Origin of the sequence: Micromonospora sp. CB01531 (assembly GCF_001905095.1) — a bacterium.
Lineage (GTDB): Bacteria > Actinomycetota > Actinomycetes > Mycobacteriales > Micromonosporaceae > Micromonospora.
In genome coordinates this window covers 1-11,981 of record NZ_LWLS01000005.1, presented here as the reverse complement: position 1 = coordinate 11,981, position 11,981 = coordinate 1, and the positions used below count along the sequence as shown (strand labels likewise).

The following is an 11,981-nucleotide window of genomic DNA, read 5'->3' as shown; positions in this document are numbered from 1 at the left end:
CTTGGACAGCCCTTAACGAAGGGCCGAGGCTAACGCCTCAGAGGCGCAACTGCGGGACTTCGCCCTCGAACGTGCCCTTGCGTCCAAGCAGGGCATCGGTTTCAACGTGGCGCAAGCGGTGCGTGATGAGCAGAGCAACGCTCTCGATGCGGCGCCCGAGGGCGAAGGCGAAGGTGACGTCGGGATCCTACGGGAAGTGATGCATCCTCCCGCGGCACCGGACAACGAGTTCGCGGAGGAGTGCCAGACCAGCCCCGCCGCGGCGGCCGACCGTATGGGCTACATCAAGAACCGCATGCAATGGTGCGGCACCTACAGGATCGACGCGGTGAACATCGACCCGAAGCGCCCGGGGTTCATGGCGATGAATTTCGTCGTCATCGGCTACGGCCGCGACGACGGGGTGCGGGACCTCCACTTCTTCCTCAGGCCCATGAGCGTGGTGTTTTTCGGCTCCTTGACGGCCGCCGACAGCCTGTCCTTCGGCATCGACTGCTACCACGACACTCCTGGCTGCAGCGCGAGCGATGACCATCGGCGAACCCTGGGCGAGTGGCTGGGCCACGCGGCGACCGGCACCTGGACGCAGTTCGTGCTCTCCTCGGACGCCGATCCGGATGAGTCCGACAAGATTCGCTTCCACCCGTTCGCCATCCAGTACCAGTTCAAAAACCTCCTACCGAACTACGTCCGTGAAGATAACGGGGTGGGGGAGCCGCTGGACTACTACGTCCGGTGCGACTCGGCCGACTACTTCGACAACAGGACGGCGGCGTGCATCTTCCACGACGTCCTGCCGCACCTGATTTATCCCGTGCTCAACGCTGACGGCTCCGACAGCCCGGTCAAGGAGGTCGCCCAGCACATCCAGGACGCCTTCAAAAACCCGAACGAGACCAGGCCATACCGACTCGACGGATACAAGAACATACCTGGCAACTACGACGCCGCCACTCAGACCAACTATCTGCAACGAGTACGGTACCAAGGCCCGGAGTGGCAGGAGAACAGGGCGGAGAAGGACCGGGCGTGCCAGGGAGAGTGGCCCTACACGGATACCGGGATCCCGCCCGAGGAACGGCCAACCGACGGTCAGGACTGCGACGAGTATCCCTTCGCCAGCACCCTCCAAGGCACCGCCGCCCGCCGTTTCCGCCTTATGCCGGTGGACTTCTCGGTGCGCGCCGTGTCCGCGACCCAAAACCGTTCCGCCGGTTCCCAACTCCCAAACTTCTACCGGGATGACCGGATCCTCTATGGCGAAAACGACTATTTCTGGGTGCAGATCGTGCCCCGCGACGCCGGCACGGCCGACGGGCCGGACATCAGCGTCGCCTCCAAGGTCGAGGGTGCTGAGGGGCAACCCATCCAGCTGTACGCCACGATGAAGAACACCGCCGGGACGCCCAGCATCGCCTGGACCGTCGAGGGAACGGACGCCAACGACCCGGGCGCCACCTGCTCCTTCGACAACCCGCACATCCTCCAGCCGAAGATCACGTGCAACGACGACGGGGTCTACCAGGCCACCCTGACCGTCGACGACGGGACACATGCGCCGGTATCGCGTTCCACCCAGGTCACCGTCCACAACGTCCCGCCGCAGGTGAGCATCACCAGCCCCACACCCTGGCAGGTGTTCCGCGTGGGCACCCCGGTACAGGTCACCGCGCCGTTTACCGACGCCGCCAACGACACCCACACCTGCGAGGTGTCCTGGGACGACTCCACCACCACCCAGTCCGTCCCCACTGACCGCGTCTGCAACCAGACGCACACGTTTACCAGCGCCGGCATGTACACCATCGAGGTGGCGGTGACCGACGACGACGGTGGCACCGGCACGGCGGAGGTCATGGTCATCGTGTACGACCCGAAGGGCGGGTTCATCACCGAGGGCGGCGTCATCACCTCACCCGCCGGGGCGTTCCCGGCGAACCCCGAGCACATCGGCAAACTACACGTGCAGGCCACCGTCAAGTATTTGCCGGGCGAAAACGGCCCCGTGCCCGGCAATGGCCGCATCGCCGCCGACCTCGAAGGCGGTGAAATGAGGCTGCAGTCCACCGGGCTCGAATGGCTCGTCGTCGCGCCCTCCGGAAAGTTGGCGGCCAAGGGCGTCGGCACTGTCGGCGGTCAGGCCGGTTTCGGGTTCCTCTTCTACGGTGAAGACGACCCCGACGGCCTTCGCCTCGTCGTCTGGCGGCTCGGCGGCAACACCATCCCCAACGACCAGATCATCTACGACAACTATCCGAGCAACTACGACCTTGACGAGTCCAGCCTGACGACCATGACGTCCGGCTCGGTCCAGATCCACAACTGACGAGACACCTATGATTGCGGGGCCGGGCGTTCGTCCGGCCCCGCAACCACTACGAGGGGCGATGACTGAACCACTGGGCAGCGTCGAGGCCCTGCTACCGCCAGAGCACGGCTTCATCATCGTGGCCGGTGCGGCCGCCGATTTTCTGGACGACCCCTACTCCGGCGAGGTGCCGCTCTGCTCCGCCGGCGATGACATCCTGTACCTGATGAGCGCGTCGGATTCCTATCACCGGGCCCGCGTCGTGCTCGAGTCGTGGGCCGCCGCCCCACCCGACGATGGCCAGGACGTGGACGCTCAGCAGCAGGTGACCCTGGCACTGAGCGACGGCACGGTACACGTCTCCGGCATGTTGGAGTTCCAAGCCAGCCCGATCCTGACCCTTGGGCCGCCGGGCCGCTACCACGCCCAGGTGAGTGTCACCGGCCGCGCCGAACTGCGCCGGATCGAAGCCCAACCGGGCCACCCCATCCCCATCATGGATGCCGAACGATTCCGGGTCCGCTTCTGGGCTGCCGGCAACTGACCAGCCCTGCACGCCGGTCCGCTCAACGGACTAGAGATCCAGCGCCCCGGGACACGATCACATGGTGCAGAGCGAGCAGCGAGCGGGGATTTCCGGGCGCTCTGTCTCGCTGGACGCGCTTACCCTGGCGGCACGAGCGCTGAGTCGACGGATCCGGTGGGCAACTTCCTGACCAGGCTTCAGTACGCCGATTTGGCGCCGCACCTCGTCCGCTACGAGATGATGTACGAGCAGCGCTCCGCGATCGTGGCCGAACTGAAGGACCGCCAAGTTCGCGAGGGTAAGGGCATGACCGTCGACAGTCCGCAGGCCGACCGGCAGGCTGTCCTCGCCGAGGACTACGTCCGCGACGTGATCCACGCGTTCAACGAGCGGGGGTTCGACGCGCTGGACCCAAAATGGAGCGGGGGCGCACCGAGACGGATCGATGAGCAGGCCCGCGACTGGATCTGCGTCATCGCCCGGTGCGACCCCCGTTTCCTCGGCAAACCGTTCTCCTGCTGGTCCCTGGTCAAGCTGCGCGACTACCTGATCGAGGCCGGCTACGTGAGCACCATCAGCGTGGAGACGATCCGGCGGGTCCTGCGCGAGCGTGGGGTCTCCTGGCAGGCCACCAAGACGTGGAAGGCCAGCAACGACCCCGACTTCGCGGCCAAGATGCGCCGGATCCTGGACCTCTACGACCAGCCGCCGGCGGACGGGCGGGTGCTGTGCGTGGACGAGTTCGGGCCGCTGAACCTGCAACCCCGCCCCGGCCGGGCCTGGCGCCCGCAGGGCCAGCCGGTGCGGCTACGGGCCACCTACACCCGTGACCAGGGGGTACGGCACATGATCGCCGCCCTCGACTTGGCCACCGGGACGCTGCACTACCGCATCCGTGACCGCAAGCGCTGGCGCGAGTTCCTCGGCTTTCTCAAGACCCTGCGCCGCCGCTGGCCCGACCAGCGCCTCTACCTGATCGTGGACAACTTCTCCCCGCACAAGCATCCCGAGGTTCGCGCCTGGTGCGCCGCCAATCAGGTGGAGCTGGTGTTCCTGCCAACCTACGCGTCGTGGCTGAACTGGATCGAGGCCGAGTTCGCCGCGGTCCGCTACTTCGCTCTCAACGGCACCGACCACCGCAGCCACGCCGAGCAGGATGCTGCCATCGGTGACTACATCCGCTGGCGCAACCAGCGAGCACGCCCGAAATCCGGATTCGCGATCAACTCCAAGATCCGCCACCCGGATTACCCGTTCAAGGCTGCATGACGGGGCACTAGGCGGCCAGCCCGCATCCGCTGATCCCGGCGACGATCCTCAGGCCAAATTCTTCATCGATTGGCCCGACCAATGGAGCACGACGATTTACTGCAGGGTCGAGAACAGGATCGGCAAGCCGCTAGAAGACCCACGGATTCAGTTTGCGCCTCGGGCCTACATAGCTGGCTGCACCCCGGGCTCTGGTCCGGCGCTCGCCGAATGTTACGACCCGCGTTGCAGTGTCACTGCCCTTTCATTGACCGCCCATCATCCCAGCGACCGCACGGTGACGAACAACTCCCGTCTGCGGGTCTTCAAATTCTTCGAGGAGAAGCCGCTCAGACACGAAGACAGGAGCTGCGAAGGCACAGGCAGTTGCTCGAACAAGATCGAAACCACCATCGCCCAGGGAGAACGTGCCACCGCGCAATGCAACGGCACTCGGGCGAGCCGTCCCGGCGGCATCCTTCAATCACCCAGGCCTTCTGCCAACGTTCATTGCTGGATTTTTGTAAAGCCTCTGAAGGGCTCCTGACAACTTGCGGTTCTGGGTGCCGACTCGCTAATAGACACCGACGGCGATGGGGCGGGCCCGGCCGGCGTGGCCCGGCCGGGCCGGCCCGGGTCATGGGGTGAGGTGGGTGGTGCGGGTGTGCTCGACGGTGAAGCCTTGGGCGAGCGCCCACCGTGATCGCGGCGTCGAGGTCGTGGTCTGGGGAATGCGCGGCCAGCCAGCGTTACACCGCCGGGGTCTTGTGGGTGGCGTAGTTGTCCAGCACCAGGTGCAGATCCAACTCGGCGGGAGTGTTGGCGTCGACGACCTTTGAGACAATCAACAGGCCCGCACACGCGGCTTGAACCACCCAACCCCGCGAGTCAACCAAACCCGGGGCAGTCCCGAGATCACCCACCGTCTCACGTCATTCCATCGCTAGGCGTCGTTGGAGCCATGTGAGCAGGGCGGCGAACGCCGGCGACATGGTCGTGTCCGACTGGTTAAGGACAGCCGACCAGCCGACGTCCTCCACCGTAATCGTGTAGCTCATCGCGTCCCGGGCCTGTCCGGGTCTCCGTTCCTTGGCAGCCGGAGCGGTCTTCGCCGCTTCCACCAGCTCGGCTAGCTCTCGCGCTGCCTGCTCTGGCAGAGCCTCGGCGTCCACGACTCGGGGCGGGAGGCGCAGGTTGATCGCGGCCGCCTGCCCGCCATGGGTCGCCAGCGTCACTTTCATCCCACGCTCCGAGCAGTCCGGATCGTCTCAAAATCCCAGGATTGGCGCGCAGGTGGTCACGGCTTCGGCGTCAACACACTGACGCCCTCGGCCAGCGCATTCACCTGAGCGGAAAGGGCCTCGATCTGCCGTTTGAGGGCCGGGATTGTTGTCCCATCGTGAACCAGGCCGTCTCCCCTACCGGCCGGGACGCGTTCCCACAGGGCTTCCGCGCCGCCCGGCGCGCCGCTGACTCGTATGCCGACCTCGCTCCACGCTGCCAGCACCGCCTGCTGCTCGGCGCTGCCAGCTCCGTGCAGCTGTCCCGCCTTCAAATAGGTGGTGTCGGCGAATTCCTGGAACTGGGTCTGAGCGCTGGACGCTTTAAGGGACTCGTACCAGATGTGCCCGGGTGCATCCCACGCATACCCGCCGATACCCACTGCTGTCAGGTAAAAAGCCCTGTTCGGGATGCCAGAGTTGATATGCACCCCGCCGAAGTCACCCTGTTCTGTGTCCGGCAGCCTGACGTAGTGGCTCATGTGGGCGGGCTGCGGATCCTTGCCGAACAGCTCGTTGTCGAACGCCGTTCCCGGCGCCTTCATCGACCGTAACGCGTCCGCCTTGATGCCTGGCGTGAATACCTCCGCCCCGATCAGCCAATCCGCCTCGGCTGCCGTTTGGTGCAACGTCCACTGCTTAACCATCGCCCCAAAAACGTCCGATAGCGACTCGTTCAGTGCCCCGGATTGATTGTGATACTCCAGCCCGGCCGTGTGTTCGGTGACTCCGTGCGCCAACTCATGGGCCATCACATCGAGGGATCCGGTGAAATCTGTGAAGATGCGTCCATCTCCATCGCCGAACACCATCTCTTGTCCGTCCCAGAATGCGTTGTTGTAGCGCGTTCCGAAGTGGACGTATCCTTGCAGGCGCATTCCGCGATTATCAATCGAATTGCGGTCGAACACCTTTTTATAAAAGTCGCGGGTCGCGCCGAGCCCGTCAAAAGCTCGGTTGGCAGACGCATCGGCGACGGGCGGATCAGACTCCGACCTGACCAACGCGGCGAGCTGAAGTGAAGTGCTGTTGTGGCAGTCAAAAATCGTTCGGCGGCCGTTGACGGGGGCCGCGGCGGCGCCAGCGAAACTTGCGCGGACGGCTCGCCCTCCGCGCAGTTGGGCCGTGCTTACAAGTGTATTCAGGGCGGCCTGGCGGATATCTTCTTCCCCGCTCTCGAGGAGCTTTTTCAGGATATAGGGAGGAGTAACGCAGTTCAGGCAACGGCGCGCTGTAGTCATGGAACACCTCGGAATTGGTCGGGTCGAGGTTAGCCTACCCGGGCAGGTCCATGATTTCCGTACTTCAGGGGCACAAGGCCCGCTCCGCTGAGCCGGGGCGGCCATGAGCATGGCATCGAACTGGCGCTCGCCGATGGATTGCAGCGGAGGGCGGGGTGCCAAACGGCCTCGTGCACAATTGCGAATCCTTGAGTATCGGTGATCGTTGTTCAGCTCCAAGTGTGGTGGGAGATCCGCGATCTTGAAGAGCGCGCAGGCTCCTTCCTCACCCACATGGGCGGCGCGAACGCGGGGAAACTGGTGGCCGACCAACTCCTTACGGCGGGGATTCCGATGTCGGAGTCCGAACACGATCAGCTCACCGGCCCAAAATCGCCACTTATCCCTCGTCGGGATGGTGGACCACACCACCGCGGCTGTCTTGATCGCTGCCGACGCCCGTCTGATGACCTGGGTCTGGACGCCGGTTCGTCAGGAAGGCATGCGGGAGCTGCCTACGCAACCGGCTGGGTCAACTCTGGACGCGCGGCGCCAAGCAACCCGGTGGCCACCAGCGTGGTGGCCACGCACCGGGCTCCGGTACGACCTCCGGGTGGAGAAGATCGTCCGCTCGGGTCTGCATCAGGCGGAGAAGATCCTCGCCGAGCGAGATCGCCAGCCGGCTGCCAGCCAACCTACGGGCCCGAACCCGTGTCAGCGGCGGCCGGGCACCTCGAGCGCCAGGTCCGCACTGGGCCACTGATCGGCGACCGGGACCCGCGGGCCCTCCTGCCATCCTCGGTGAGGGTGGGTTGTGCGACCCGTTCGATGACTGGGCTCGCAAGGACGCAGCTCTGGCCGGCACGGATAGTGTCCAGCAGCCGGCGGTTGGCGTCACGGGCTTGTCGGCTGTGAACGCTCCCCATCTTCAGGTCATGGTGGGGGATGGACCCACCGAGGAGGGGCAAGATCCGTGACAACGAATCGCCACTAGCGGCCGCCGGTCTCGACGAGGCTCGAGCAGTCGGAGAACGGGAACGGCGCTAACGCATGGCGTCGGACCGAAGGGGCGGATTTTCAGCATCCGTAGAGGGGTGAAGAGTCAGTCCGGGGATTCCGTGGGAAGTTCATAGGATCGGCTTGACATGTGGCACGTGATGCCGGTGCGGAATCGATGGGCACCGCGGTGGTCCCCGGAATCGTTTCTCATGTCCTCTTTCATCCCAGTCGTTGCCGAACAGGAACTGGTGATCGTCGTGACCGAAGTAACCACCGCCAGGCGGGTTCGCTTGATCAGCCGGGTAACCTCCCCGGACGTCATCCAGCAGTCGTCCCTCAACGACTTGCAACGTTCTCTCGCCGAGTTCGGCGAGGCCGAACTGGCCGAGATGCGGACGGATGGCCAGTACCGCTTCGACGGTGGGGCCGGAACACAGACGGCCGGCGACGTGGCAACGGTGGAAGCCCACCGGAACGCCATGTTCGACAGCCTCGTCGACCAGTTCAGCACGGAACTCACGCCAATTTCGCTGACCGTGAGCCCTGGAACGCAGATCGTCCCAGCACCGTACGACAACAGCTGGCAGACGGGCACCGGTTTTCCATTCTCGAAGCTCGATGGAAAGATGGGGATCATCGGCAGCTCGGGATTTTCCGGCTCCGGATTCAGCTTCTTTCTGAGCTCCAGTCAGTCGGTCAGCGCGACGATCATCCCAGGTGGTACCTACAAACACTCGTTCACTAGCTTTCAGCCCCTGCCGCAATTGCGTACGAAAGGCGGTGTCGGCGTCATCGTCTATGAAAACCGGAACAAGATTAAGGACATTACGGCGACGCTCTGGAACCGGATTGGCATCCTTCCCTTTGCCAGCGAAAACGTAGAGTTGGCGATGGCCGACGTCGCCGGAATGAGTGCCGGACCCTTCCCTCCCGCTCGCATCTTCCCCCTCGAATTCACCATGAGCCCGGGCGCCAACTACGAAATCTGGCTCTACCTCTGGCACGCGGGTACCAACGTCGACGGGACCAGTTTTCTCGGCACTGTGAGCGGCAGCGTGCCACTGGTGACCGTCGTGGCCGGTCCACCTGTCATCGTGCACTGACCCCTGTCGGCCATGGGGCAGCGCAGGGAAGTCTTCACGACCCGCTGGCCCCATGATCGATGTGATAGGGGTGGGATGCCGGGGTGAGCCGCGGTCGCCTGCCGGAACCGCACCTCATAAGTGAGCGCCGAAGCCAACCCTGCTTCCGTGGCGACCGCAGGTCGCGCTGCTAGTCAACGAGCGCACGCTGCTGCCGGCGCTCATGCCTCTCGCGCCGGCCGCCACCATGCCGGCCCGGGTCGCCGACCAGGTCGGCGACGTGCTCGCCGCCCACAACGTGCCCGACCTCGTCATCCTGGCCGAGGTCGACCAGATGCGCCAGTGGCGGATCGCGCCGACGGCCAACCGCAGCGTCGTAGGCATCATGAACGAGTTCGTCTTCCTCGCAGACACCTGGCGCAACGCCGCCAAACGGTGCCGGACCCATTACCTGCGGAACCTGCTGACGAAGGTGCCCAAGTCCGCGCAGCCGGCGACGCCGAGTCGCAGGCGCAGGCCGAGACGGATCCGTGCCCGGGCGCCGACCTAGACGCGGGCGAGCCCGACGCGAAGGGCGACGAGTGAGCCTGACCTCAACGGGTCAGCCGGCGGCGCGTACCGAGCTGGTGCGCGCCGCCGGCGCAGGCCCGACCGACACCATTGAGGAGCCGGAGCTGCTGCGCGGCACCTGCCCGGCATGCGATGTGGCGATCGGCGAAGAGCACGCCGACGGCTGCGATGTGGCCGAGTGCTTGGCCACCGGCCGCAAGCGCATGTGGTGCCGGGCGCAGCCCGACACCGCGGGTCACGACTGCGGCCGGGCGTACGCGCCGACCGTCGAGCACGCGCTGGCGACGTGCGAGAAGTGCGGGACGGACGTGTGGATCGGGCCGCGTCAGCGGCAGGCGCGGGTGGTGCTCGGCGACGGCGCGGCGGTGCTGTGCATGGTGTGCGCCATCCAGGTGCAGCGGCAGCGCGGCGGCGGCGTCATCGGGCACCTCGGCGGCGGCGACGGCCGACCGCGGCTGCCGGGCTAGTCCGCTGAGCGGACCAGCGCGGCGCGCGAAAGTACCCAAGGGAACTGCACAAAGTGCATAACGGGGCATCGGATTAGATAGTTTCCGGGGCGCGGCTAGTCCGCTAAGCGGACCAGCGAGGGCGGGCTCTGGGGAGCAGGAGTTCGCCCGGGCCCGCCCCGACACCCGGATCGAGCTGGTCCCGGGCGGGTCGAATCCGGCTCTCGGACCCGCCGGTGCGGGATGGCGACCACCTGCGGGCCGGCGCGGGCCCGATCGACCAGACGGCGCAGCTCGGCGGTGGAGTCGACGACGCGCTCGACCACGCTCACCCCGCTGGGCGAGTTCTCGGCCCGGTCCCAGCGGATCGTGATGTGCCAGCGCGTTCGCCACTCCACGCTCGCAGGCTAGCCGAACATATGTTCGAGCAGGTGCGGCGCGGTCAGAAGGCGTGGTGCGGTACCAGCGATGGTCTCCGCACTGGCGGGTGGTGACCCGGTCGGCTCGAGAGGCCCCGTCCGGCCTCCGGTCGCGAAGGCATTGGCGTCCGGGATCGACCTGGTCTATCGACGCGGTGCCGATGGTTTCCCTGCTCAGCGAGCCGGGTACGGTCTGCGCAACTCGCTGCCCCTCTGCGGGTTGCTCAAGCGTGGGGAGATCAGGGATGACCACCGCGGAGGTTCCCGCGCCTGTCGCGGATCACGCCGAAGACCAACTCAGCCGGGATCTGGCAGACCTGCACGTTCGCGCTAAGCATGCGGCAGCGCACCTGGCCGATATTTATGCGCGCCTTGCAGTGCTCGAGGAGCAGATCCGACGCCATCAGCAACGCCAATAGCCAACTGTCTACTCGACCCGAGCCGCCCGGGTGGGCGAATGCCGACGGCTGCTCATCGAGTGGGAGGCCCCGTTCTGGGTGAACGGGGCCTCCCTGTGCCCTACGCGGGAAACCCCGGGGGTCGAGGGGCATACCCGCTCCGGATGGTGGTCGCGCACTCCGACCTCTCAAACCGGTCACCGGCGCATCCGAGGAACATACTAGGCAGTATCTGCGGCACCTGCAGCGCGGGCGCGCGTTTGACGCAAGGTGGCCAGGCCAGTGAAGCGGCCCATCGCATGCGGTGGACATCCACCACCTGTACGGTGCGCATGTGAGCTGGCGTGGCCACGTCGGGGCTGGTGGGGGCGATCCGGACGGTGTCCGGGGCATGACTCTGTTGTCGGAATCGATCAGTGAGGTGGCGGTGACGCGGCTGCGGCACGCCGTCGCCGCGGCCGCCGGCGCGGCCGGTCTCGCTGGTGACGGGTTGGAGGACTTCGTCTTGGCCGTGCACGAGCTGGTCACCAATGTCGTGCGCCACGGTGGGGGCAGCGGACGGCTCCGCCTGCTGCGCGACGCCGTGTCCCTGGCCTGCCAGGTCATCGACGACGGCCCCGGAACAGAGGATGTTCCGATCGCGCTGCCGCGCCCCGGAACCCCGGGCCACCGGGGGCTGTGGCTGGCCCAGCAGCTCACCGACAGCCTGGTTATCGACAGCGGTCCGGACGGGACGACAGCCACCGTCACCGCCCGCCTGTCCGGCGTACAGTCGAGCAGGAACCGGTGAGGTGCGGCGTGGAACAGACGTGGCAGTCGGAGACGACGGTGCGCGACGGGAACGTCGTCGTGACGCTGTTCGGTGAACTCGACATCGCCGCAGCCAGCCCGCTGGGGGACGTCCTGCAGGCCGCGATCGCCCGCGCGCCCCGCGTGCAGGTCGACCTGGCGCGGGTCAGTTTCATCGACTCCACCGTGCTGAGCGCGTTCGTCAACGCCCACGGCCGTGCCACCGACCGGGGCGTCAGCCTCGCCCTGGTCAATCCCACCGGCCATGTCCGGCGGGTGCTGGCCATGACCGGGATCCTGCCAACGCTCAGCACGCCCGAGTCCGGCGACTAGCTCGGTGACGCTGACCGACGCGGCCGGCCCCCTCAGCCGCACTTACCTGCCGTCCCCATCGCCAGTCCTGGCCCTTGACCTGGCCGTTCATCCTGGACGGCAGGGATCTCACCTCCAGGAGGTGGACATGCGCTGGCTCGTCATCCTCATCGTTGTACTGCTGGTCCTCGTGGCCCTGGCATTGTGGCGCCGCAGCCGACGAACGGCGACTGACGGGGACCACCAGGTCCGTAACCTGGCGGCGTCGGCGGAGGCCCGCCGCCGTCTGGACGACCACCGGAACCCGACGGACGGCAGCAACCTCCGCAGCAGCGGGGGCGGGAGTCTCTGAGTGAGCGTCCGGGAACTTCACCAGTTGCCGGT

The 11,981-nt window shown here is 66.2% G+C and carries 12 protein-coding genes and 1 pseudogene; 10 read left to right on the top strand and 3 right to left on the bottom strand.

Features of this window, described 5'->3' with window-relative positions:
• Positions 1–118 precede the first annotated feature (118 nt).
• The 3 genes from A6A27_RS03690 to A6A27_RS03680 all read left to right on the top strand — a co-directional run bounded on the left by A6A27_RS03690 (position 119) and on the right by A6A27_RS03680 (position 4,103).
• A complete protein-coding gene (locus tag A6A27_RS03690) occupies positions 119–2,326 on the top strand; it encodes a NucA/NucB deoxyribonuclease domain-containing protein (protein WP_143193847.1) in 2,208 nt (735 codons plus the stop codon).
• A 61-nt stretch (positions 2,327–2,387) separates the two neighbouring features.
• Positions 2,388–2,852 (top strand): hypothetical protein, encoded by a 465-nt coding sequence (locus tag A6A27_RS03685; RefSeq protein WP_073832948.1) that lies wholly within the window; start codon positions 2,388–2,390, stop codon positions 2,850–2,852.
• A gap of 156 nt (positions 2,853–3,008) precedes the next feature.
• Entirely contained in the window at positions 3,009–4,103 is a 1,095-nt protein-coding gene (locus A6A27_RS03680; RefSeq protein ID WP_241825050.1) for an IS630 family transposase, read from the top strand.
• Between the two features lie 911 nt (positions 4,104–5,014).
• Here A6A27_RS03680 and A6A27_RS03670 read toward each other — a convergent pair.
• Entirely contained in the window at positions 5,015–5,323 is a 309-nt protein-coding gene (locus A6A27_RS03670; RefSeq protein ID WP_073832947.1) for a protealysin inhibitor emfourin, read from the bottom strand.
• 56 nt (positions 5,324–5,379) lie between these two features.
• Entirely contained in the window at positions 5,380–6,603 is a 1,224-nt protein-coding gene (locus tag A6A27_RS03665) for a M4 family metallopeptidase (RefSeq protein WP_073832946.1), read from the bottom strand.
• 1,187 nt (positions 6,604–7,790) lie between these two features.
• Here A6A27_RS03665 and A6A27_RS03655 point away from each other — a divergent pair.
• The 3 genes and pseudogenes from A6A27_RS03655 to A6A27_RS03645 all read left to right on the top strand — a co-directional run bounded on the left by A6A27_RS03655 (position 7,791) and on the right by A6A27_RS03645 (position 9,700).
• Positions 7,791–8,684 (top strand): hypothetical protein, encoded by an 894-nt coding sequence (locus A6A27_RS03655; protein ID WP_073832944.1) that lies wholly within the window; start codon positions 7,791–7,793, stop codon positions 8,682–8,684.
• Positions 8,685–8,823: 139 nt separating this feature from the next.
• Positions 8,824–9,156, top strand: a pseudogene (locus A6A27_RS03650) (DUF6933 domain-containing protein); the annotation flags it as partial.
• An 88-nt stretch (positions 9,157–9,244) separates the two neighbouring features.
• The gene (locus tag A6A27_RS03645; protein ID WP_073832942.1) at positions 9,245–9,700 is read left to right on the top strand and encodes a hypothetical protein; all 456 of its coding nucleotides are present in this window, start codon (positions 9,245–9,247) and stop codon (positions 9,698–9,700) included.
• 95 nt (positions 9,701–9,795) lie between these two features.
• On the opposite strand, the gene A6A27_RS42765 is transcribed toward A6A27_RS03645, so the two are convergent.
• Positions 9,796–10,077 carry a hypothetical protein gene (locus A6A27_RS42765; RefSeq protein ID WP_143193844.1) on the bottom strand — a complete coding sequence of 94 codons (282 nt, stop codon included), beginning with the start codon at positions 10,075–10,077 and terminating at the stop codon, positions 9,796–9,798.
• 266 nt (positions 10,078–10,343) lie between these two features.
• Between A6A27_RS42765 and A6A27_RS44095 the strand changes: the two genes are divergently transcribed.
• The 4 genes from A6A27_RS44095 to A6A27_RS03630 all read left to right on the top strand — a co-directional run bounded on the left by A6A27_RS44095 (position 10,344) and on the right by A6A27_RS03630 (position 11,949).
• Entirely contained in the window at positions 10,344–10,517 is a 174-nt protein-coding gene (locus tag A6A27_RS44095) for a hypothetical protein (protein ID WP_158073935.1), read from the top strand.
• A gap of 370 nt (positions 10,518–10,887) precedes the next feature.
• Entirely contained in the window at positions 10,888–11,286 is a 399-nt protein-coding gene (locus A6A27_RS03640) for an ATP-binding protein (protein WP_073832950.1), read from the top strand.
• 8 nt (positions 11,287–11,294) lie between these two features.
• Positions 11,295–11,618, top strand: a complete 324-nt coding sequence (locus A6A27_RS03635) for an STAS domain-containing protein (RefSeq protein WP_073832941.1) — start codon at positions 11,295–11,297, stop codon at positions 11,616–11,618.
• 127 nt (positions 11,619–11,745) lie between these two features.
• Entirely contained in the window at positions 11,746–11,949 is a 204-nt protein-coding gene (locus tag A6A27_RS03630; RefSeq protein ID WP_143193843.1) for a hypothetical protein, read from the top strand.
• The last annotated feature ends 32 nt before the right edge of the window (positions 11,950–11,981 follow it).

Bases quoted from the DNA above. Each gene is read 5' to 3' on its own strand.
- A6A27_RS03640 (WP_073832950.1), top strand. From the start codon at position 10,888: ATGACTCTGTTGTCGGAATCGATCAGTGAGGTGGCGGTGACGCGGCTG.
- A6A27_RS03655 (WP_073832944.1), top strand. From the start codon at position 7,791: ATGTCCTCTTTCATCCCAGTCGTTGCCGAACAGGAACTGGTGATCGTC.
- A6A27_RS03685 (WP_073832948.1), top strand. From the start codon at position 2,388: ATGACTGAACCACTGGGCAGCGTCGAGGCCCTGCTACCGCCAGAGCAC.
- A6A27_RS44095 (WP_158073935.1), top strand. From the start codon at position 10,344: ATGACCACCGCGGAGGTTCCCGCGCCTGTCGCGGATCACGCCGAAGAC.
- A6A27_RS03670 (WP_073832947.1), bottom strand. From the start codon at position 5,323: ATGAAAGTGACGCTGGCGACCCATGGCGGGCAGGCGGCCGCGATCAAC.
- A6A27_RS03665 (WP_073832946.1), bottom strand. From the start codon at position 6,603: ATGACTACAGCGCGCCGTTGCCTGAACTGCGTTACTCCTCCCTATATC.
- A6A27_RS03630 (WP_143193843.1), top strand. From the start codon at position 11,746: ATGCGCTGGCTCGTCATCCTCATCGTTGTACTGCTGGTCCTCGTGGCC.